Source organism: Pseudoalteromonas sp. SG45-5, assembly GCF_014164085.1.
GTDB classification, from domain to species: domain Bacteria; phylum Pseudomonadota; class Gammaproteobacteria; order Enterobacterales; family Alteromonadaceae; genus Pseudoalteromonas; species Pseudoalteromonas aliena.
In genome coordinates, this window is sequence record NZ_JACJEM010000010.1 from 42,178 (window position 1) to 64,431 (window position 22,254).

At 38.0% G+C, this 22,254-nt stretch carries 23 protein-coding genes and 2 pseudogenes; 11 read left to right on the forward strand and 14 right to left on the reverse strand.

Annotated features, from left to right (window positions below):
* Nucleotides 1-5: 5 nt before the first annotated feature.
* Both H5119_RS04665 and msrB read left to right on the forward strand, forming a co-directional pair.
* Nucleotides 6-446: a hypothetical protein gene (locus H5119_RS04665; protein WP_182701381.1), complete on the forward strand. Its 441-nt coding sequence runs from the start codon at nucleotides 6-8 to the stop codon at nucleotides 444-446.
* A 92-nt stretch (nucleotides 447-538) separates the two neighbouring features.
* Nucleotides 539-979, forward strand: coding sequence for a peptide-methionine (R)-S-oxide reductase MsrB (msrB, locus tag H5119_RS04670; protein ID WP_182701382.1), 441 nt, complete (start codon nucleotides 539-541; stop codon nucleotides 977-979).
* Nucleotides 980-984: 5 nt separating this feature from the next.
* On the opposite strand, the gene H5119_RS04675 is transcribed toward msrB, so the two are convergent.
* On the reverse strand, nucleotides 985-2,640 hold the full coding sequence (locus H5119_RS04675) for a tetratricopeptide repeat-containing response regulator (protein WP_138585829.1): 1,656 nt from the start codon (nucleotides 2,638-2,640) through the stop codon (nucleotides 985-987).
* A 343-nt stretch (nucleotides 2,641-2,983) separates the two neighbouring features.
* Between H5119_RS04675 and H5119_RS04680 the strand changes: the two genes are divergently transcribed.
* Entirely contained in the window at nucleotides 2,984-3,433 is a 450-nt protein-coding gene (locus H5119_RS04680) for an isoprenylcysteine carboxylmethyltransferase family protein (RefSeq protein ID WP_182701383.1), read from the forward strand.
* A gap of 95 nt (nucleotides 3,434-3,528) precedes the next feature.
* On the opposite strand, the gene queC is transcribed toward H5119_RS04680, so the two are convergent.
* A complete protein-coding gene (gene queC, locus H5119_RS04685; protein WP_002960416.1) occupies nucleotides 3,529-4,185 on the reverse strand; it encodes a 7-cyano-7-deazaguanine synthase QueC in 657 nt (218 codons plus the stop codon).
* A 145-nt stretch (nucleotides 4,186-4,330) separates the two neighbouring features.
* On the opposite strand from queC, the gene queE reads away from it, so the two are divergent.
* From queE to H5119_RS04710, 5 genes and pseudogenes are all read left to right on the forward strand, one after another.
* Nucleotides 4,331-4,996, forward strand: a complete 666-nt coding sequence (gene queE / locus H5119_RS04690; protein ID WP_182701384.1) for a 7-carboxy-7-deazaguanine synthase QueE — start codon at nucleotides 4,331-4,333, stop codon at nucleotides 4,994-4,996.
* 143 nt (nucleotides 4,997-5,139) lie between these two features.
* Complete coding sequence (locus tag H5119_RS04695) at nucleotides 5,140-5,883, forward strand: class I SAM-dependent methyltransferase (protein WP_182701385.1); 744 nt, start codon at nucleotides 5,140-5,142, stop codon at nucleotides 5,881-5,883.
* Nucleotides 5,884-6,086: 203 nt separating this feature from the next.
* Nucleotides 6,087-6,290: pseudogene (locus H5119_RS04700) on the forward strand (SAM-dependent methyltransferase); the annotation flags it as partial.
* Nucleotides 6,291-6,566: 276 nt separating this feature from the next.
* A complete protein-coding gene (locus H5119_RS04705; protein ID WP_182712962.1) occupies nucleotides 6,567-7,466 on the forward strand; it encodes a hypothetical protein in 900 nt (299 codons plus the stop codon).
* Nucleotides 7,463-7,888, forward strand: a complete 426-nt coding sequence (locus tag H5119_RS04710; RefSeq protein ID WP_182701387.1) for a hypothetical protein — start codon at nucleotides 7,463-7,465, stop codon at nucleotides 7,886-7,888. The genes H5119_RS04705 and H5119_RS04710 overlap by 4 nt, the downstream gene beginning before the upstream one ends.
* 77 nt (nucleotides 7,889-7,965) lie before the next feature.
* On the opposite strand, the pseudogene H5119_RS20765 reads toward H5119_RS04710, so the two are convergent.
* Nucleotides 7,966-8,077: pseudogene (locus H5119_RS20765) on the reverse strand (thioredoxin-dependent thiol peroxidase); the annotation flags it as partial.
* A 286-nt stretch (nucleotides 8,078-8,363) separates the two neighbouring features.
* Between H5119_RS20765 and H5119_RS04715 the strand changes: the two are divergent.
* The 3 genes from H5119_RS04715 to H5119_RS04725 all read left to right on the forward strand — a co-directional run bounded on the left by H5119_RS04715 (nucleotide 8,364) and on the right by H5119_RS04725 (nucleotide 11,871).
* A complete protein-coding gene (locus tag H5119_RS04715; protein WP_182701388.1) occupies nucleotides 8,364-8,882 on the forward strand; it encodes a GNAT family N-acetyltransferase in 519 nt (172 codons plus the stop codon).
* Between the two features lie 552 nt (nucleotides 8,883-9,434).
* Nucleotides 9,435-10,505 (forward strand): hypothetical protein, encoded by a 1,071-nt coding sequence (locus H5119_RS04720; protein WP_182701389.1) that lies wholly within the window; start codon nucleotides 9,435-9,437, stop codon nucleotides 10,503-10,505.
* A gap of 298 nt (nucleotides 10,506-10,803) precedes the next feature.
* Nucleotides 10,804-11,871, forward strand: coding sequence for a hypothetical protein (locus H5119_RS04725; protein WP_182701390.1), 1,068 nt, complete (start codon nucleotides 10,804-10,806; stop codon nucleotides 11,869-11,871).
* A 67-nt stretch (nucleotides 11,872-11,938) separates the two neighbouring features.
* Here H5119_RS04725 and ttcA read toward each other — a convergent pair whose 3' ends face one another.
* The 11 genes from ttcA to ccoO form a co-directional block, all read right to left on the reverse strand.
* Nucleotides 11,939-12,853, reverse strand: a complete 915-nt coding sequence (gene ttcA, locus H5119_RS04730; protein ID WP_182701391.1) for a tRNA 2-thiocytidine(32) synthetase TtcA — start codon at nucleotides 12,851-12,853, stop codon at nucleotides 11,939-11,941.
* 177 nt (nucleotides 12,854-13,030) lie between these two features.
* Nucleotides 13,031-13,963 carry a universal stress protein UspE gene (gene uspE, locus H5119_RS04735; protein WP_138584747.1) on the reverse strand — a complete coding sequence of 311 codons (933 nt, stop codon included), beginning with the start codon at nucleotides 13,961-13,963 and terminating at the stop codon, nucleotides 13,031-13,033.
* Between the two features lie 196 nt (nucleotides 13,964-14,159).
* Nucleotides 14,160-15,311: a right-handed parallel beta-helix repeat-containing protein gene (locus tag H5119_RS04740; RefSeq protein WP_182701392.1), complete on the reverse strand. Its 1,152-nt coding sequence runs from the start codon at nucleotides 15,309-15,311 to the stop codon at nucleotides 14,160-14,162.
* A 412-nt stretch (nucleotides 15,312-15,723) separates the two neighbouring features.
* The gene (locus H5119_RS04745) at nucleotides 15,724-16,461 is read right to left on the reverse strand and encodes an FNR family transcription factor (protein WP_077538304.1); all 738 of its coding nucleotides are present in this window, start codon (nucleotides 16,459-16,461) and stop codon (nucleotides 15,724-15,726) included.
* 41 nt (nucleotides 16,462-16,502) lie between these two features.
* Nucleotides 16,503-17,174, reverse strand: a complete 672-nt coding sequence (locus H5119_RS04750; protein ID WP_077538303.1) for a sulfite exporter TauE/SafE family protein — start codon at nucleotides 17,172-17,174, stop codon at nucleotides 16,503-16,505.
* Nucleotides 17,167-17,334 (reverse strand): cbb3-type cytochrome oxidase assembly protein CcoS, encoded by a 168-nt coding sequence (gene ccoS, locus H5119_RS04755; RefSeq protein ID WP_002963071.1) that lies wholly within the window; start codon nucleotides 17,332-17,334, stop codon nucleotides 17,167-17,169. Before ccoS ends, H5119_RS04750 begins: the two co-directional genes overlap by 8 nt.
* The gene (locus tag H5119_RS04760) at nucleotides 17,331-19,706 is read right to left on the reverse strand and encodes a heavy metal translocating P-type ATPase (RefSeq protein WP_182701393.1); all 2,376 of its coding nucleotides are present in this window, start codon (nucleotides 19,704-19,706) and stop codon (nucleotides 17,331-17,333) included. The genes ccoS and H5119_RS04760 overlap by 4 nt, the downstream gene beginning before the upstream one ends.
* Before the next feature lie 8 nt (nucleotides 19,707-19,714).
* Nucleotides 19,715-20,206 carry a FixH family protein gene (locus tag H5119_RS04765; protein WP_182701394.1) on the reverse strand — a complete coding sequence of 164 codons (492 nt, stop codon included), beginning with the start codon at nucleotides 20,204-20,206 and terminating at the stop codon, nucleotides 19,715-19,717.
* Between the two features lie 149 nt (nucleotides 20,207-20,355).
* Nucleotides 20,356-21,390 (reverse strand): cytochrome-c oxidase, cbb3-type subunit III, encoded by a 1,035-nt coding sequence (gene ccoP, locus H5119_RS04770; RefSeq protein WP_182701395.1) that lies wholly within the window; start codon nucleotides 21,388-21,390, stop codon nucleotides 20,356-20,358.
* Nucleotides 21,387-21,572, reverse strand: coding sequence for a cbb3-type cytochrome c oxidase subunit 3 (locus H5119_RS04775; protein WP_182701396.1), 186 nt, complete (start codon nucleotides 21,570-21,572; stop codon nucleotides 21,387-21,389). Before H5119_RS04775 ends, ccoP begins: the two co-directional genes overlap by 4 nt.
* A 6-nt stretch (nucleotides 21,573-21,578) precedes the next feature.
* The gene (gene ccoO / locus H5119_RS04780; RefSeq protein ID WP_182701397.1) at nucleotides 21,579-22,253 is read right to left on the reverse strand and encodes a cytochrome-c oxidase, cbb3-type subunit II; all 675 of its coding nucleotides are present in this window, start codon (nucleotides 22,251-22,253) and stop codon (nucleotides 21,579-21,581) included.
* Nucleotide 22,254: the final 1 nt, after the last annotated feature.

Sequence of the window (22,254 nt, forward strand, 5' to 3'; positions counted from 1 at the left end):
TGGTTGTGGACGCTGTAAATAAAACAATAGCGATAACGATTTCGCTAATAGGATTAGTGCTTATTATTTTAACGATTAGCACTGAGCTTTTAGAGTTTATGTGGTTTAAAGTACTATTTGGCTTATGGATATTTATTTTTTGTTCAAGTATTTATAGGCTCACACCGCTTTTTAAATCGAGAAACCGTTTAGAGCATTTTATCCAACGAGATGCGCAACATTTATTACTCTTTAGTTTGATGGGATTTTTTGATAAAAAACACGGCCCCAACTGGTTGGTTATTAAAAGCATCGAACGCATAACCAGCAAAGACGATGAGCTGACGATCTACAGCAACAACGAGCGCCAATTGTGCGTAAGTCTACCTGTAAAAAAAGCACAGTTAGATAGTTTTATTAAACGAATACTTACCGATTCAGAAAAGCAAACCATTACCTTTGATTAGGCTGATCTCCACTCTAATCAATAACGTAATACTTAACGATATTTTTTATAAATTTAAAAAGTACCGCTAATTAACGATTCAATGAGGTCATTATGTTGAAGTGGAATGATGTTATTAACTTTGCCAATAACGGCAATCCTACACCAAGTAAAAAAGTGATTAAAACGGACGCTCAGTGGCGTGAGCAATTATCAGAGAATGCGTACTACGTAACACGTAATAAAGGCACAGAGCGTCCGCATAGCTCAGCTAGTTGCACATTGTTAGAGCCAGGTAAATACGCGTGTGTTTGTTGCGATAATCTACTTTTTGATGCTGACGAAAAATTTGACAGTGGTACGGGCTGGCCTTCGTTTACACAACCCGCCACAATTGAAGCGATTGGTTATGTGAGTGATATAAGCCATGGCATGGAGCGAATTGAAGTTGTTTGCAACGTGTGTGATGCACATTTGGGGCATATTTTTCCTGATGGCCCATTGCCTACAGGTTTGCGATACTGCGTAAATGCAGCATCAATGAAAAAGCTTTAACGTTGTTACTTTTGTGATTTAGTGTCTGTTTCAAGTTCTAATTTCATTTCTTTTGCAATATCCGAAATTTTATCTAAACGCTGCATCTGCTCTGCTGGTAGCTGAGTTTTACTAAGCAGAGCGTAGCATTTTTTTGCAAGCTCAAGGTTAAATGATCGGCCCAGTTGTTTATTTGAATCAAGTAAGCATTGTAATAAATTAAGTGCAATGCTGGGATTGCGGGGCATGACTCTAAATGCCTGCGTAAACGCCTCTAAAGCAGTATTTAACTGCCCTCTATTAAATTGATTAACCGCATGATTGTTTAGCTCTTTTGGCCCTATTTTTATATCACGGCGTTCACTTTGTTGTTGTTGGATGTACCGTAAATAAGTGATATCTTCTTGATTAGGGTGTTGCTCACAATGATTAATTATTTGGGTGAAAAGTGTTTGGGCTTTTTGGTGAAAACCTAACTCATGAAATGCCTTTGCTTTATCAAGCGCACTATCAACTGAGCCAATAATAACGTCGTCATCATCAAGTTGCTCGATGAGTTTTTTTGCTTTTTGATGCTCATCTTTTAAATAATGCAATCGGGCATTAAGCACATCAATTTGAGCTTGATTACTGCTATTAGGAAATAGCTTTTTTAAGTCATTGATATATTGATTTGTTTGCCTAGAAATTCGTTGTATTTGGTCCGTTTGATCCGTTGTTAGAGCAAAATCAATGCCTGCACGTGCTGCATTGAGATAGATACTAGGGTGGTCGTGTATAGAGTATTTTGCGTAGCTTGCTATATCTTTTTGAGTTAAATAATTGGTTTCGTAATCGTGATTAATTAACGACACATTACTTAACGATTTTTGGCGTGAAATGTTACGCGGAGCAATTTTAACGGCTTGACTTAAAAACTCTTGTGCTAATTCGAATTGATTAAGTTTTATTTCTAATTGGCCTAACAAGTCTAAAGCGACTAAACGTGTTTCTTGCCGCTCCAACATAGTTTTGAGCATACGCTGGGCAAGAATGTGCTCATTATTAGCTATAAGCGCCTCGACTAAACCAACTTTTGCCCAAGCAAACTTTTGAATATTAAGTACTGATTTAAAAAAATCTTTAGCTTCTTGTTTGCTGTTCAAGCGAAGCAGTGCATCCCCTTTTAATCGTAATAAAATGGGGCTGTAGCTATTATTTTCTTTATTTAAAATAGTATCTATATATGTAATTGCTTTTGGATCATTACCATCGTCGATTAAAGTATAAATAGTTTGTAAATCGTGTTTGCGCTTTAAAACACGCTCTATTCGTACTTTTAATTCTTGTACTGTAAATGGTTTTACTAAAAAGTCATCGGGTTGCAACTCAAGTACACTATGCACCAGTGAGCCAGTTGTTTCTGCAGAAATAAAAATGAATCCAGTCGAATTTTTTATTAAGCGTTTTACCCTAAGCTCTTCATAAAGCTGATAGCCATCTTGTTGTTTACTTAAATTGAACGAGCAAACAATTAGATCAAACTCTTCACTTAAGCATTGCTCTTTTGCTGATTTTGCATGATCGGCAAAGCGCAATTGTTGAAAGCCAAGTCTTTCTAACGACTGTTTCATATAGCTTTGAGCAAGCGGCTGCTCTTCGACTATAAGTATTTTGGCTTTTGAATAGATCTTAGTTGGCATTGGCTTAAGCGTTATTACATTTAACACTGACTATAATCAACAGTTTAACTGCTTACAAGGAATAGCTGTATTTATTAGGTACTTAATTTTAACTAATACATTTATATGGCAGTAAAAAAGAAAATTAGATGAGTGATGTGTAGTGTGTTGTTTTATTAAGACTAAGTTAATTTAAAAGCGACTTAAGCGATAACCAATACGTGGAGTTCTGCACCAGTTAAGTTAAGGTGTTGCTGAATTTTTTTAGCTAATTAGCGTTCATCATTTATACACTTAAGATATTGTTTAATGGCTGCATAGCCACCATATAATAAACATACTTTTGTCAATACAGTGAGTTGCTATGTTAAATAATAAAATCCCCCCCGTTATTGTTGTGCTGTTTTTTGCAGGCATAATGGCGCTTATTGCGCATTACAGTGTTATTGATTTCACCGCATTTATTACCTACTTAGCGGCAAGTTTGGTCATTATTGGGTGTGCGTTTTGTATCGCGGGTGTGGCGAGTTTTAAAATAGCAAATACCACGGTAAACCCTAATAAACCTGAACGAGCGTCAAAACTTATTACTAGCGGCATTTATAAAATTTCGCGTAACCCAATGTATGTCGGTTTTGCATTTATTTTAACGGGGTGGGGTATTTGGTTATGCTCGTTGTGGGCAATGCTTTGTATTGTTGGATTTATTGCGTATTTAACGCTTTTTCAAATAATTCCAGAGGAACGCGCGCTCACTAAATTATTTGGCGAAGAGTTTACCGCTTATAAAGCGCGCGTAAAACGCTGGTTGTAATCAATACCAGTTACTTAAAACCTGACAAACAAAAAAAGGCTATCGATGATAGCCTTTTTTTGTTTGCAGCAATTGTATTACTAATTAATTGCGGCTTATTCGTATTCTAACGGGTCTGTAATGTTATTTAGTGCAAATGCTTCAAGGCGTTCTTGGCACGCGCCACATTTACCACAGGCCTTTTCACGGCCGTTATAACAAGTCCACGTTTGGCTGTAATCTAAACCCATTTCAATACCGTCTGTTAAAATACCAATTTTAGTATTATTTAAATACGGGCTAAAAATTTCTACAGCATCGTAGTTAGCAATACGACACACATCATCCATTTTTTGCACAAATTCAGGACGGCAGTCAGGGTAAATAGCATGATCCCCAGAATGAGCGCCGTAATAAACTTGGCTAGCTTTAAGTGATACCGCGTAACCAACAGCAAGCGAGAGCAAAATCATATTACGATTAGGTACAATCGTACTTTTCATGCTCTCTTCTTCGTAATGGCCTTCAGGCACATCAATGTCATCAGTAAGTGATGAGCCACCAATAAGTTGGTTAATCGCCGAAATATCAACAATTTTGTGTGGAACGTTTAGTTTTTCACACACACTTGCTGCCACTTTAAGCTCTTTTACATGACGCTGACCATAGTCAAATGAAAGGGCATATACATCATGGCCTTGTTGCAGGGCTTTATTTAATACGGTAAATGAGTCCATACCGCCGGAATAAATAACAACTACTTTTTGCGTCATATCTGTTTTGCTCTTAGTTTTAATAGAGGTTTATATCAGGGCGCGATATACTACACGGCCGCAGCTTAAATAACAATTTTTGCACAGCGCTTTTTGGTTTTTTAATAGTAGCAATTTGGCTGCTAGGTAGTAAGTGAGATCTCTTTTGTACAAAATTAATGAAGTGTTTGAAACCATTCAAGGTGAAGCTAGCTTTACTGGCACACCCTCAATATTTTTACGTCTGCAAGGTTGCCCTGTAGGTTGCTCTTGGTGCGACACCAAGCAAACGTGGGATGTTGATAATGTATATAAAGTATCGCTGGATGAAACCGTAGAAAAAAAGGCCGACTCAGATCATTGGGCTTACGCCAGTGCAGAGCAAATTTTAGCCTTGTTCCAATCGCGTGGGTATACCGCAAAGCATGTTGTAATTACCGGCGGCGAGCCATGTATGTTCGACTTAAACCCAGTGTGTAACTTATTACATGAGAACGGTTTTAGTACGCAAATAGAAACAAGCGGCACGTTTGAAATACTCGCACCAGAGCAAACATGGGTAACAGTATCACCAAAAATTAATATGCGCGGCGGCTATGAAGTACTTACCAGCGCGATGAAGCGTGCAAACGAGATTAAACACCCCGTTGCTATGCAAAAGCACGTAGAAGAGCTAGAAGAGTTATTTGCTAAAACAGGCGTTAACCCAAAGCTTGTTTATTTACAGCCAATTAGCCAAAAAGTATCAGCAACTAAACTCGCAATCGACACCTGTATTGCTAAAAACTGGCGCCTATCAATACAAGTACATAAGTATTTAGGAATTAGTTAAAGCCAGCTTAAAGTTATAGTACGTAGGTCGGATAAGCGAAGCGCCATCCGACAACCCTAAAACTCATATCTTCTTCGCTAATAGCCATAACTAGTTTACTATGCGCGACTTAAAAATATTCTACTACTTACCACTAGGCCTATATGTCCGCAAACGCGCTTTACACCGACCTTTCTGATTACTACGACTTAATGTGCGCAGATATAGATTATCAAGCCCAGAGCAATTCTATTCACAGGCTGCACCAAATTTTTGGTAATAGCGGAAATACCCATCTCGATTTAGCATGTGGCACCGGCCCGCATGTACGCCACTTTATTGATAACGGCTATCAAAGTAGTGGGCTTGATTTAAACCAGCCAATGCTCGATAAAGCAAAAATTCGTTGCCCAGAAGCACAATTTTCATTGCAAAACATGAGTGAATTTAAGGTAACTGAGCACTTGGATTTAATTACCTGCTTTTTGTATTCAATCCATTACTGCGATGGCATTAATAAGTTAAAAGAGTGCCTTGCCAGTGTACATAATGCATTAAACGTGGGTGGGATACTTTGCTTTAATACAGTTGATAAAAACAAAATCGACAGCGATTCATTTGTAGAGCACACAGCAACAAGCGAAAATAGCGTATTCACATTTCGCTCTGGTTGGCACTACAGTGGCAGCGGTAGCAAACAGTTATTAAAACTAAGCATAGAAAAAACCACTGCAGACAAAACATTCGTGTGGCACGACGAGCACCCAATGGTGGCTTTTAGTTATACCGAGCTTAAAGAAGCCCTAAAGCCGTACTTCGAAATTCACATATTTGAACATGACTACGACAAAATAACCCCATGGGCAGAGCGCTCAGGCAACGCCATTTTTGTCTGCGTAAAAATTTAAGTTGAACACGTAGGTTGGGTAGAGCGCAGCGAAACCCAACGAACCCCCAATACCCACACCCAATAACCCCGCATTATATATTTGAAAACGTAGGTCGGATAAGCGAAGCGCCATCCGACACAGTAACTTATTTGAGTTTCGGCGAATATAAACAGCTAATTAATTATGATGTATGAAGTCAAGATTTGACCCCTCTGGTTTCTTTAAAACTCAGCATCGAAAAAACCACCGCAGACAAAACACTTGTATGGCACGACGAGCACCCAATGGTGGCTTTTAGTTATACCGAGCTTAAAGAAGCCCTAAAGCCGTACTTCGAAGTCCACATATTTGAACATGACTACGACAAAATAACCCCATGGACACAGCGCTCAGGCAACGCCATTTTCGTCTGCGTAAAAATTTAAGACAAACTCGTAGGTTGGGTAGAGCGTAGCGAAACCCAACGATAATAGTCATTAGCAACTTATCTCGGAGCTCTGTGTTACACAATGATCGAAAATAGCAAAAGCTGATGTTAATTAATCATGATGTGTGAGGTCAAGGTTTGATCCCTTTGGTTTTTAAATTTTGTTTTTACCCAAGGTTTAAGATCTTATTAAGATGATTTGATAGCCTAAAGTTCATAGTTATGTAAAAATCAATTGGGCTTAAAAGTATGCAAATTTATAATTAAAGGAGTAATGATGATTTCACTTAAAATGACAGGTTCAGTTGGAGATAAAGGAAAAAATTCGTCTGTAGATATTTATTTAATTAAAGCTTTACTCAATGTTTATGCAAGGGGAGCTTGTAAAAAACCTCTTCAGATGAATAATACATTTGATGCTGATAGTCTGTCCCTACTAAATGATTTTCAAAAAAATGTAGTTAGAATGGGAATCCCCGATGGGCTTGTATCTAGTAATCAAAGAACCTTTAAGGTGCTTGTAAGCAATTTAAAAAATAGTTTTAGATTAAGTTCTATAACCTCGCCAACTAGAGGGGGCTTAACTTGGGACTCTGAAGGTAAAGAAGGCGGTCTCTTTCATAGCCGTATTCTCCATGTTCCGAGCTCCAAATCTGGATTAACGCTCGGGCGAGGCTATGATATGAAAGGGAAATCTTCAACTCGAGTTCAAACAGAACTTGTAAAAGCTGGCCTTTCATTATTTTATGCTCAGAAATTAAGTAAAGGCGCACGTTTATCGGGTACAAATGCTGAGCGATTTATTGTAGAAAATGATCTTCTTGACTTTCAAATTACAGCCCCAGTGCAACTTGCTCTTTTTAATATTGCATATTCATATGAAGAGTCTGAAGTAAAGCGCATTTGTAATAAAGGAGATACAGTAAAAAAATATGGTACGGTTGATTTTAATTTAATACCAAAATCAGTTTTAGAATTATTTGTTGATTTGAAATACCGGGGTGACTACTCGCCTCAAACAAGATCATTTTTACAAGAACCTCTTTCGAAAGGAGATATAAGCAATATTAAAATGCTTATGAATGATCGTTCTAAATGGGCTCAGGTCCCCGTTGAGCGTTTTAATATGAGAAGTAAATTCGCTTCATTAATTCCTCTTGGAGTAACCCCATGAATAAATTAAAAAGCTTACTTCTATTACCATTATTCTTCCCTTTCATTGCTTGTATGGCTGTAGTAAATGAGGAGAAAGCCGGCTTGAAACCTTCAGTTATGATCGAAGGTGAATACCAAGAGCTGAAGGTTACTTACTTTAGCTATAACACAGAAGACTATCCTTGTTTTAAAATAAAGCTAGGTGAATCAAATGGCAGAGAATTTTGTAGCTTTACTGACGAAATAGGCGAAGTGACTGATGCGAGAGAAGATGTAAGTGCTATTTCGTATGAAAATGTTAAGTTTACAAAAGATGGTCTGCAGTTAGTAATTGATATAAGTGCTAGAGGGCCTGGGCGATTTTTTCTCGATTGTTCTATTTTATTTTCAGACTTTGTAAATAGTGAACCACGCTGTACTTTTAGAGATGCAGTATATTAATAAAAATTTTTTCTTAGTTTGTCAAAAAGCGTTGCCCTTGAGCAACGCTTTTTTGTATTTTATTTCTAGTAGCTAACTTACTCTGTCGCCAAATAGTCCAACACTACTTGATGGTGATTTTTGTTTAAATTTATCATACAGGTTTTTAATCTTACCGTTTTGGCCTACTAAAAATGTTAAGTAATAAACAAGACAGTCATCCTTAGATACTAAATAATGTACGGTGATATCAAGTGGTCAGTGCAACATGGTCTTTGATCATATAACTAGGAGTTAAATAGTATAATATCCTTCTTGGTCGATTATTTAGTTTATTAGCGATTTCATCTAAAAGCGTTGCCCTAGAGCAATACTTTTCTGTATCTTTTTAATAGCTCAAAGGTTATTCAGCCGTTAAATGAGTTTGGGGCTACTTAATAGTGAGCTTTGGTTTTAAACTTACAACTATAAAATTAATACTCACAAGGAAGAACACTTGCATATCCAAATTGCAGAACACATCAAACTATCTCCTTTATTGGAGAGCGATGCGGCGGATATTTTAAGGGTTGTTAATTTAAGTCGAGCAAGTTTAGGACAGTTTTTGCCTTGGGTAGAAGGGGTAAACAATATTGAATCGGCTAAAAAATATGTATCTGACAGAGTAAACAGCGGGCTTAATGGTTCGTGGTGGTTTAAGATTTATTTTAAAGATAATCTGAGTGGTATTTTTGCAGTTAAGTCTATTTGCCCTGAGTTAAATGTAGCGGAACTTGGTTATTGGTTAAGTAGTGATGCACAAGGAAATGGTATTATCAGTCAAGTAATCGCCAGAGTGCCAAGCATACTCAAAAATACAAACGCTAAGGTCATTGAGTTTAGATGCTTAGAACAAAATGTAGCTAGCATTAACATTGCTTTAAAATCAGGTGCAAGTTTAGTGGATACGATCCCCGACTTTGCATTTGCTAACAATACCATGCAGCAGCTCAACATATATCGGGTCGGGTTGTGACTGTTGTTATCACGTCTTTAATTCGCTCAATGCGGCCTTTAAAAGACCTCAAAGAATAAACATCCCCAAAACGGCTACTTAAAGTGACTTACTGTGCCACCACACTTATACAAGCCTTGCCTTATTAGTTAACCTGAACTCTGGATAATAAATCTATCTCGAGCAGCTATTTCCAGCGTTAACTGCGTTGAATTTACTTGCAATAGGCCCGCTATTGACGCGAAGATTCGCCTTGTTTTCACTGAAAATCTCTGGCTTGAGAAAATAAATTTAAATATCTCCATAATTCAATACGTTGGTAAACCTCTTAACCAAAGTTCAGGTTAGTTACTGATACTTCCTCGTTATAATTTCAAATATCACAACGATATCTTTTTAATTACTTGTTTATAAGTGAATTTAATTTTAGAACAGGTTTAATGATAATAAAATGTTGCAATTTTGTTGTTTGATCCTAATACTGATGAAGGTGTGAACTAACACGTTTGCGCAGGTTATACACGAATACCTTAAATAATAAAAAACACTGAACACACAACATTAAGGAATGGTATGAACAATAAAAAGCGCACATTAGGGCTAATAAAAGCCAGCCATTTACTTGGCGCAGGACTGGCTATGCTTATGAGCTTTTCTGCCGCGAGTAAAGACTACAAAATTGTACTTATTCATGGTTTACAGGTATCACAAATAGTGAATAAGTCGGGGAGTGATGTTGTTAATGATGGTGAAACATATTGGCAATCATATTGGAATAGCCGTGCGGATGAGCGAATTGATTGGCCCGCTTATGAAAGGGTGGAAGGAAAGATAGCCACTGATTGGGTGTGGCCTAAATTAAAGCAAATGTCACAGTCTAACTTGTGTGAGCAAGGTTGTGTGTTTGTAACCCATTCAACAGGGGATTTAATTGCTCGCCATATTATAGATAACCAAGAAAACTGGCTGGAAAATGCAGGTTTAAAACCACTTAATATTGTTGCTACGTTCGATTTAGCAGGTGCTGGTGGCGGAAGTGAATTGGCTGATGTTGCTGTAAGTGCATTAACTGGGGCATCATGGAACTTTGCGGTTGATGCTGCACTCAAATGGTGGCTTGGGGGCGAGGTTACTGAAGCTGTAGGTGTTCTACACGATTTAAAAGTAAATAATGCGCGTAAAATTTCACCGTTTCCAGATGCACGCACACCGCGTTTACGTTTTGTTGCCGACGGAAATGCTTATTTGGGTTTAACGGGTGGTTTTTTAAAAGGAAATGATGATTCGGTTGTTGCATCGCATTCATCGTGTGGCGCGAGTGCGGCAAAATCGTTTGGTAGCTGCAGTGGTAATATTGATACAGATGGTCATTTAAAGTCACAAGGAAATGCTGTGACTAGTTTTATGCCGAATCACTACCCAATAATGATGAGTAAAAGCTACAATCATAGCGACATTCATAATGCGCAACGAAAAGGCAATGTAACCATTGCGATGAATAATGTAAATGTAGAAGACAACAATATAGGCTTTAAGACATTTGATAAAACAACGGGGAGTTGGTTTTGGAAAAAAGAGTACCGTTACGTCAAGGATTCAAATAACGTGAGTGCATCAGCGCTTATTTATAACGTGATCCCGTGATTTACTCTCAATTTTATTAAGTTTATTTTAACGAGTTAAATGGCTCAATAATATTGTTTAACGTTTTATTGAGCTTTTATCTGATGAGCACACACTAATTATAAAAGCAAAAAAGTGTGTGATTAAAGATAATACCAATTTGCAATAATACGTAATCAACTTGAGGGATTAAACCAGGTGCTAACGGCGTTAAAAATTTGCCTTGTTATCGACACGGTTTGCTTACCTCAAAATAAATTATTTAATTAAGCGAATTGGTACAAAGCCTCATGTTTTATAAAGGATAAAGACATAAACGATGAAAAAATTTTATGCGATAGCTTTAATTGTTAGCGTTACTTTATTTGCGCTGTGGTTTACGAATAAAAATGTGTCTAATAAGTCGGTTGAGCATACTGCGTTACCGGTAAAAAAAATGCAAAGTACGCTAGCTACACAGCCAGTTAAAGTTATCCCTATCGATTTACCTAAAAATAAAAAGCCAGCTCAAGCGTCAAAACAACACGTTATTTTTGATGATAATTTATCGCAAGCAGCTGATCTGGTAGCAATGCAATACGAAAATGCGCTAAAGTTTCCGCCATACTCTCAGCCGATAAGCGCTTTGGATGAAGACCGCTTAAAACCAAATCAGTTTTACCCTATATCGAGTCCTATTGATGAAAGTGGCGCAGCGCTTACCGTTAGCCTTAAACAGTATCGCTTTACATACCCACAAGACATAGTTGTCAATGTAAATGCACAGAGTTTAGGCAAGGTAGTGGTTGAACTTTCCAATACCGATACGAAAGAAGTAATTAGTACGCATAAAGGCAGTGCACGTGAAGGCGAAGCAATTATAACGTTTAAGGGGGAGGAAAGTTACCCTCGAAATATACAACTGTTTGTTCAAGCAGATATTGCGGGTAAAAAAGTCCCTGCTGTGGCTGAAATTCAATACATGGCACCAAGTGCAACGTTAACAGGCTTTAATAAAGCGTATGCACAGAATGACAATATGATTGTGCCTGCTAATTTAAACGTTATAAAAAGCGGTTTATACCGTGTTCGAGCTAATTTATATGATGGGAATACGCCGCTTGCCCATTTGGTTGCAAAAGAGCGTCTGACTGAAGGTAATCAATTACTTGATTTAAAATCGCATTGGTCAGTGTTACCGCAAGGTATAACAACTATGCGTCTAAGCGATTTTGTCATCGAAAGAATGTCGCCAAGCCCAGGCGAGCAAAATAGTTTTGGCAGCAGTGAAATTAGCTATTTTGAGATCACTGATTTTGCCTATGATAGTTTGCAGCAATTACCATATCAGGCAAATGCACAAGAAAAATTAAGTTTAGAGTTTTTACAAGGTTTAGCACAGGGGTAAAATAAAGAGTAAGCTCGAGTTGGCAAATATGACGGGTTTGTATATCCATACAAACCCGTAACGATAGTTAGCTTAGATTGATAGTTACTACGTCAGGAACTTTTGATTCATCAAATTCGCTATTAACAGGGACTTTAGGAATATCGGGTTTATCAAGGGCAATATCGCCACCGTCAATAACGTCGCCTGTTTGTAAGTTTTTAAAATCAAATAGTTCGGCATCAGCTAAATGCGAAGGCACTACATTTTGCATCGCGGTAAAAATACTCTCGATACGACCTGGATGATCGGTATCCCATTTAGCAAGCATGGCTTTTGTGTGTTTTCGCTGTAGGTTTTCTTGTGAGCCACATAAATTACACGGAATAATTGGGTAGCCTTGTGCAAATGCGTATTGAGCTATATCGGTTTCTCTACAGTATGCAAGTGGGCGAATAACCATGTGCTCGCCATTATCGCTCATCAGTTTAGCTGGCATACTTTTTAGCTTACCGCCGTAAAACATGTTTAAAAATAGGGTTTCAATCATGTCGTCGCGATGATGGCCAAGCGCAATTTTAGTCGCGCCTAATTCTTTTGCTGTGCGGTATAAAATACCACGACGTAAGCGAGAGCAAAGTGAACAGGTTGTTTTACCTTCAGGAATAATATCGGTAACAATACTGTAGGTATCTTCTTCTACAATTTTGTATTCAACATTTAGTTTATCAAGGTACTGGGGTAAAACATGCTCAGGAAAGCCTGGTTGCTTTTGATCGAGGTTTACAACAACAAGATCAAACTTTATCGGTGCTACACGTTTTAAATGCTGAAGCATTTCAAGCATTGTGTAGCTGTCTTTACCGCCAGAAAGGCATACCATTATACGGTCGCCTTCTTCAATCATATTGAAGTCCATAACGGCTTGACCAGTTTGGCGACGTAAACGCTTTTGCAGCTTATTTAAGTTAAATTGAGCTTTAGCTTGATCTGAATGTGACAATTACGCCCCCTAGTAAAACAATACAGCAAAGTTATTTGCTAAAAATAAAGGGGCGTATTATACCCAAACCACCTGAATATGCGAGTTTAGGGTGTAATTAAAAAAGAAATTAAACAAGGTATTTTTAGCAAGTAGCATGCGGGTTGTTACCTGCTAAAAGGTTTATGCAGTTTGGTATTAATCCCGCTTTTTTGCCATCGGGCTCACGTAACCATCGGGTTTTAGTGCAAGTACATCGCAATCTAAGCTATCAATTACATGCTCTGCGGTGTTACCTACAAGCGCTGCGCTTAAACCCGTGCGGCCAACAGTGCCAATAACGACTAACTCGCTATTTAATCGCTTAGCTACATCAGGAATTACATCCTCAGGTAAGCCTTCTTCAATAAAACATTGTTCTTGGCGTAAATTAAACTCAGCGGCAAGCTCATTGGTTGAATCAATATGGTGTTTTTTAACTGACTCATTATAAAGCCCTGGATTAAACTCAGGAATTTCAATGGCTATATTAATTGGGGTTGCAGGGTAGGCGTTAACTAAATTGAGCTTGGCATTGGCGAGTTCACATAGAAATTGCGCATCTTTAATAATGCGTTTGTTAAGCGCCATATGCTGCTCGTTTTCACTAACAGCATTTACAGCTGCCAAAATATTACCGTGTGCAGGCCATGCCATTTCTTTCACAAACAATACAGGAGTAGGGCATTTTCGCACTAAGTGCCAGTCAGTAGGAGTAAAAATAACCGACTTAAGTGCGCCATGTTGATGTGTGCTTTTTATAACGAGATCATATTGCTGCTCAATAACAGTGTTGATAATGGCTTCGTAAGGGCGATTATGCCACACAACTTGGGTTTCAATATCAAGGTCTTGATAAGGAGAGACCAGATCGTTTAGCCATAGTTCACGGTCTTTAATAACGGCTTTTCGCATTGCTTCACGTTCATCTCCTGAGAGCATTGTCGTCATCTCGTAAGAAAAATCGTAAACGGTCATAAAAGCGGTAATACTTGCGCCAGATTTTTTAGCTAAGTCGATTGAACGCGCCAAACCATGTTGGTCGTCTTTGGTAGGGTCGATTATTGCAATAATACGTTTAATAGTGTCCATGTGCTACTCCATTTACTGAACAGGTGTATTTTAGTGTAACTTAAATACAAGACAGTTAAAGGAATAGCATAAAAATTGTTGTTCTAAATCAAGAAATTTTTTATCCAAGGTTATTAAAAATTAATAACCTAAAATGGCTATAAAATAGACTGAAAGTTAATTTAAACCAAAACCAATCACGAAAGGTCGACACGCCCTAATCACTTTTAGGTGTGAGTAATGTATTATTTTTCTCGATAAATCCACTCGTTTTTTTCACAAAGTTTACTTCTGGGAGTAAGTTATAAGTATTGTTCTTAATTGTAGAAAATACATAGCTTTTCCCACCACGAGAGAATAAGTTAATTAGATCCCAGTATTTTTTTTCAGGGTAAACAGTCATATCAATATTGAGAAAGTGATTATTATTGATATAAATACCTCTGACGTATTTATCGTCAATGAGCTCATTTGTGACATCAGACTGTATTCTGATCCCCCCTTTAGAACGTATAATACTGTTGTGCGTAAAATATATATTTCCCCAATTAAATGGTGTTGTCACGCTGCTTGGCTTATTTGGGTAGGCATTGAGTATAAATTTATCTGTATCTACAAACGTATTCGCAATTATTTTAACATCGGAATAATAGGTCAGCTCAATTGCAGTCCCTTTGGTATTTTTAAATGTATTATATTTTATTAGCCCCTTTGACACTGGCTTTACGGAAGCAAATTTTAAAGAGCCTTTTAAACCTTCAAAAATATTATTTTCAACAGTAATATCATGCGTACCACCAAAGTTATTATTCCAAGGGTGAGTGGTGGTAACTTGCGTGATATTTTCAAAGTAATTATTGGTAATTTTGACTCTAAAAGAATTAATTGGCGCATCATAAGAAGATAAATGAGAAGAGGTTGCTCTGATTGCGGCATCCCCAAAGTTAAAAAACTGATTATCACGTACCGATATATCAGAAGAACCAGCAAAGAGTATGCCTTGCTCACCCCACACATAATTAACAGTGTCTTTTGTTAACCCTTCAAAGGTGAAGCCTTCAATAGTGATAAAGCGCGAGTTATAAAAAGCTAAAATATATTCACCGTCAAATTTTTCACACTTTCTTAGTACTACCCCTTTTTGCGCAGAAATAACGATATTACTAATATTTCTAAAAATGATGGCTGAGCAAATATCATAAATACCTGGTTGCTCTATCACTAACTCGTTATTTTCCGCAGTGTTTAAAATTAACTCTTTTAATGCTTGGGAGTCATCAATATTATCATCAGGTAACATTGAACTTGATGCTTGACTACTGAAGATACTTAAAGAGAAGATAAACAGGAAATATAAAATATTAGGCATAGGTTATTCCTTTTATATTGTTAATAAATAGAAGTTTATAACTATGATAAGGATTGCAATATGGCTAATACCAAACTGCATAAATCTTTGACCAATTTAACGAATTAAATTGCATTATAACGTCGTTAAAAATTTTTTATTTAGAACAACTAGATACAAAAATTTTTGCCTAGTTCTAGCGTAATTTTCTTAACATTAAATAGACCCCATATATAAGCAGATTGGTATAAATGAAAACGCACTACAAGGATAATTACACTGAATTAGATCGCAGTTTTCATATTGTTAAATAGTTTTCATACTTATACTGATTTGTATAAGTTCACTTCTAAAGTATTAGTTGAGGGGAAGTGTAATTGCAATAATTACACTCTAATTACGAATAAAGTAGTGATTTTTTGGGAGGTGTTTTTTAACAAGGCTTTACTATTGCGGCTGTTTTAGCGAGTGCATTATTGTCTAAAATAGTAATGAACTTGCCTTCTACTTTTATTAAATCGGCTTTTTGAAAACGGCTCAGTAAACGGCTTATAGTTTCAACGGTTAGACCTAAATAGTTACCAATCTCTCCGCGTGTCATGGTAAATCTAAATTCTTTACGCGAAAAACCACGCTCACCAAAACGTTCCGAAAGGTTATAAATAAAACTTGCTAAGCGCTCTTCAGCTGATTTTTTATTGAGTAATAACAGCATTTCTTGATCGTATGTAATCTCACTGCTCATTAAGCGCATTATTTGTTGGCGTAGTTTTGGTAATCTACCAGATAGTTCATCGAGGGTATCAAATGGAATTTCGCACACCATAGATGTTTCTAATGCTTGTGAAAAGCTTGGGTGTATCATTTTATTTATTGCATCAAAGCCAACAAGATCGCCCGCTAGATGGAAGCCAGTAATTTGCTCATCGCCTTGCTCTGATAATGTATATGATTTAAATGAGCCTGAGCGTACTGCATAAATAGCTTTTAAAGGTGCACCAGATTCAAATAAGTAGTCGCCTTTGTGAAGTGGTTTCTTTCGTTCAATGATTTCGTCAAGCTTATCCATTTCTTGGCCATTAAGTGAAAATGGCAAACACAATTGACTAATACTGCAGTTATTACAGCTAATAGCACAATTACCTTTAGCGCGACTTTGAGAGAAATCCATAATTTAATCCGTTTTAATTTTTATTCACGACGTTGTCTAGATTAAAGTACCAGCTTGTCGGTTGCAATAATCAATAAGTAGATACCATACCAAATTATAACGCTGCCTAATACAATTCGGGTCCAAGGATGGTTAATTAGTGTGTTTAGCTTTTGCGCGGTAACACCTAATGTGATCATTGCTGGAAAAGTGCCCAAGGCAAAACATAACATAACTAAAGCGCCATCTAATGCGCTTGGGCTGGTCATGGCCCAAGTTAAGGCTGAGTATACCAGACCACAAGGCAGCCAGCCCCATAAAGCACCATAACCTAAAGCTTTAAAAGGGGAGTTTATTGGCATTAAATATTTATTAAGCTTAACAATATGCTGCCATATTAAAGTTTTTCCAATTTTTTCTAACCATTGTAAAGTGGGCCCTAGACGCATTATATAAACGCCTACAAGTAACATAAAAATGGCAGCAATAAATGAAAGTATTAAAGAAAAAGATGTATTTTGCTTGGCAAATTGGCTACTAATTCCTGCAACTAGCGCGCCCGCAATCATGTAACTTAGTGCACGACCGATATTATACGCTAATGAGTAAGTGAATGTTTTACGCTTGTCGCTGGCTAACTGCAATGAACTAGCTATACCGCCGCACATAGCAATGCAATGGCCGCTACCAATGAGGCCCATTAAAAATGCACTGGTATAAAGAGGGTCAATCATTGCTTTTGTTATGCTGCTCTTTGTCGTCTTCGAACAAAATACTGTGGCCTTGCTTGTTTAAATCAGAAAACTGCTCGCTTTTTACAGCCCAAAAAAAGACACCAATGGCAATAATGACAAATAAAATAGCAATGGGGATCAAAATGTAAATTATGCTCATAACTTTAATAGCCTTAGTGAATTACAGATCACAATAATTGAGCTGGCAGACATGCCAATGACAGCCATCCACGGAGCAACTAGGCCCAATGCAGCAAGCGGTAATATCGAACCATTGTACAATAAAGACAGCGCAAGGTTTTGCTTAATAATCCGTCTTGTTTGTTTGGCAACATTAAGTAAGTGATCGATTGAAGCTAAATCGCTATTAAGGAGCACTACATCGGCACTGTTTTTTGATATATCAGCGCCTGTCTCCATCGCAATAGATAAATGCGCACTGGCAAATACAGGGCTGTCGTTCACGCCATCACCTACCATTGCAACGACTTCGTTTTGCGAAGCCCATTGCTCAACGGCTGTTTGTTTATCCTGTGGCGAGCATCCAGATTGCACACTGTTAAGCTTAAGCTGCTTAGCAATTTTTTGCCCTGCATCAGATGCATCGCCAGTTAACATGTGGCATGTCAACTTTTGTGATTGCAGTGAGTCTACAAGTTGCTTGGCATCTTTTTTAATTTTATCAACAAAGTAAAAACGTGCGACTACGTGTTTGTTTATATATAAGCTCGCTTGTGCATTGGTTTTTTTACTATCAAACCAGCCACTTTTACCTATTGCGTAATGATTCATATCATCTTGCGCGCTAATACCTAACCCAGGGTGAATTTCAACATCGACAAAAGTGCGTTGAGCTGGTGTAAATTCGTTAAAAGCACTGGCAATAGGGTGCTCCGAGTAGCTTTCTAACATAGCCGCTATTTCTAAAATTTGGCCTTTTGTGTATTGTTTATCGAGTATGTCCACGGCATCAAGGCTAAATTTACCTTGGGTGAGTGTGCCTGTTTTATCAAACGCAAATAAGGTTATTTGTGAGAGTGTTTCGAGCACATGCGCTTGTTTTATTAATACGCCTTTACGGGTCAAGGTTGCAACCGCGCATGTAAGTGCGGTTGGTATGGCTAAACTCAGGGCACATGGGCAGGTAGCAACTAAAACAGAAATAGTGATCCAAAAGGCATGCTCAGGTGCTATTTGGTACCAACCAATAGCAGTAATTGAAGCAAATATAAGTAAAGAGGCAATAAACCACTGTGCTACTTTATCAGTAATTTCGACTAATTTAGGGCGCTTAGTGAGTGCATTATGTTGCAAGCGTATAATTTGGTTGAGCAGCGTGTTTTGACCAATTTTATTGATTTTTATTTCAATAACGCCGTCGTGATTAACGCATCCAGCATAGACATTGTGACCAACAAATTTAGTCACTGGTTGATGCTCCCCTGTCATCATTGACTCATCAACGGTAGTTTTACCTTTAACAAGTTCACCATCAGCAGGAATTGTTTCACCGGCTTTAATTAGCACTATGTCATTAAGCTTTAGCTTTTTAGCCGCAATTATAAGCTCTTCACCGTTATCATTAATTGTGCGCGCTGTTAATGGCAATAATTTTTGTAGGTTAGCGGTAAATTCACTGGCTTTTAAACGCGCTCTAAATTCAAGGTATTTCCCAAGTAATAGTAAAAAGGTAAACATACATACCGATTCAAAATAGACTTCGCCCACTTCCATAAATGTGGCGTAGCAACTGGCGCCATACGCACCAAAAATAGCGAGCGACACGGGTAAGTCCATGTTGAGCTGTTTAGACTTTAAACCATTAATGGCATTAGTTAAAAAGGGAAGTGCACTGTACAGAATCACAGGGGAAGCAAGGACTAAACTGATCCACCTGAAATATTGCTCAAAGTTACTATCCATGCCTGAGAACATGCCAAAGTACATGGCAAATGCAAACATCATGACTTGCATGGTCATCAAACCTGCAACACCTAAACGGCGAATATAGGCTTTGGCAGTTTGTTGCTTTTGCTGCGCTTCAATATCTGATTGAAATGGGTAGGCTTTATAACCAATTTTGGCTAAGGAAGTAATAATTTCACTCAATGGGGTGCTGGTTTTATCCCACTGGATCATTGCGCGATTTGTTGATGTATTTACATCAACCCGTTTTACTGTGTTTAAATTTAATAATTGTTTTTCGATGAGCCATGCACAGGCTGCACAAGTTATGCCTTCAACACTTAATAATACCTCTGAAATACTATCGTTTGTGGCTATAAACTCATCTTGAATATCTTCGTTGTCATAACTTTTTATAAATGCGAGTTGCTCAGGTACTAGCTGTTCGACCTTACCAGCACGAACTGTGCGGTACTTATAATAATCAGTCATACCTTGATCAACGATATTTTGCGCAACGGCTTGACAGCCAATGCAACACATTGGCTGTGCTTTATCATCAATGATAACGCTTGCACTAAATCCGTTTGGCACACTCTCAAGGCAATGAAAGCAAGAGTTAGACATAGTCAGGACTACTTATAGTTAGGAGTAACTAAAACGGTTTGTTCAGTTGGTAAAATAATATTTTCTTTTAGTTTCCAGCTACCATCTACGGGCTCAATAAATACTGAGTAGGCACCTTGTGTAAAATCATTCAGTAATGCCGTGAATTCTTGGTTTGCATTTGGAGTAAGCATGGCTTCAAAGTCATGTGCTTTTATAGTGCGATGATAAAACGAGAGTTTTAATGCATGCACATTACTGCTGTCGCCTTTTGTAAATTTGAAACTTACGCGCTCGTTAGTGACATTTAATTCGCCATGTAGGTAAAGTGCTTTTGCTTTTTCAAACTTACTAAGCTCTAAATTTATTGCTTTACCTTTTTTGTAGTAGTCATCAACAACCATGTCTGGGCCGTTACCTATTGCAGTAATAAATAAGCTAATACAGCCAATAATGGCTGCTAATGGGAAAAAGATTAAAAACCAAGGCCAAAAATTTTTATACCACGGAGTAGGTTGCATAGTGTCTCTAAAATTAGTTTAGGAAAGGCTATTTTATAGGAATTATACGTAAAAGACTAAAAAAAAGCCTCACAGTGGAGGCTTTTTTGATCTGGATTAATCTATTGAATTAAATAAATTAATTTATAAACATTTTATTAACCGCGTGCTTATTTATCTTGCGATAAACTGTAAACATAGGCAGTTAATAAGTGAATTTTATCTTCACCTAAAATGTCTTTCCATGCTGGCATTACACCGGCACGGCCGTGGTTGAGTGTTTCTTCAACAGCGCGTTGAGAGCCACCATATAACCAAATGTTATCAGTCAGGTTTGGCGCGCCAAATGGCAGGTTATGTGCAACCGACCCTTTACCGTCAGCACCGTGACATGCGGCGCACATTGCAAATTTTGCTTCGCCTGCTGCTGCATCTTTTTGGTTAACGGTACGACCAGAAAGGCTCAGCACATGTGCTGTCATTTCTTTAATACCTTGCTCGCCAAGGGCTGGGCCCCAAGCTGGCATTGCTGCAATACGACCAAGTAAGAGTGTTTCTCTAATTTTGTCTGGTGTACCGCCATATAACCAATCTTTATCAGTTAGGTTAGGGAAGCCAGTGCCACCACGCGCATCAGAACCATGACATTGCGCACAGTTTTGTGAGAATAAACGCTGACCAATTTCGATGGCTAGTTGACCATCTGTTTGTTCATGTTTGTCACCGTTTTCAAGTGCAACTTGCTGCGCTGCGTCACCTTCAAACTTAGAATTAACTAAATCTAAAACTGGCACTTGTGCTAGTCGGTTGAAAATAGGACCAAAACGCTCTTCTGCTGCTTCGTACTCTTTATCAAGCTTTACAAAGCGACCCTCTTCCTTCGCTTTCGCTATTGCTTCTTTAGATTCCGCTAAAGTAGTAATACCTTGATTAGAGCTAGTCCATTTACCTAATCCTTCCCAGTTGCCTAAACCTGGGTAAGCTGCAAGGTAATATACAGACCAAATAAAAGTAGCGAAGAACATGTAAGTCCACCATTTTGGTAGTGGGTTATTTAACTCTTCAATGCCGTCAAATTCATGTCCACAGCTTTCACCTTCTTTTACGCCAGTATAGTTTTTTAAGTTCCAAACTAGTAAGCCAAAGATGATGAATAAGCATGCAAGGGTTAATACAATAACCCAAATACTCCAAAAGCTAGTCATTTTTCAGACTCCTTTTCCTCGTTAGAGAGTGTGTTGTTATGTTTTTTTTCATCTTCAAAAATGGCATTAGCAGCGCTATCAAAACGAGTTTTGCTACGCTTGCTGTATGCCCATACAACAATCACAATAAACAATACTAAAATTACCAGAGTCAAAATGCCTCTGTATGTTCCGTAATCCATAATTTTTTACTTCAAGTGAGTGCCAAGTTGCTGTAAATACGCGATTAGGGCTTGCATTTCAGTTGCGCCTTCGCCGTTATTCATAGCGTTAACCTTCTCAACATCAGCTTGAAGCTCTTCGTCGCTGCCATAACCTAAACCCGGGTGTTTAGGGTTTTCTGGGTTAATAGCAAAAGTATCACGGAAAATTTGTAGTTTTTTCAGAGTCAGGCTAGTATCTACCTTATCCTCTGCTAACCAAGGAAAACCTGGCATGTTAGACTCAGGAACCACAGCCCGTGGGTCCACTAAATGAGCATAATGCCAATCGTCCGAGTAACGTTTACCAACGCGTGCTAAATCAGGACCAGTTCGTTTAGAACCCCATTGGAAAGGGTGATCCCATACTGATTCGCCTGCTACAGAGTAGTGACCATAACGCTCAACTTCATCACGAAAAGGACGGATCATTTGTGAATGACAGTTGTAACACCCTTCACGCACGTATATATCTCGGCCTTCCATTTCTAAAGCATTTAGAGGGCGTAAGCCTTCTACCGGCTTAGTTGTATCGTCTTGGAACATTAGCGGAGTAATTTCAACTAGTGCACCAAAGCTGATAGCAAAAACAGTCAGTATAGCCATTAGGCCAACGTTCTTTTCTACTATCTCATGTTTGTTTTGTGAATTTTTATTGCTCATC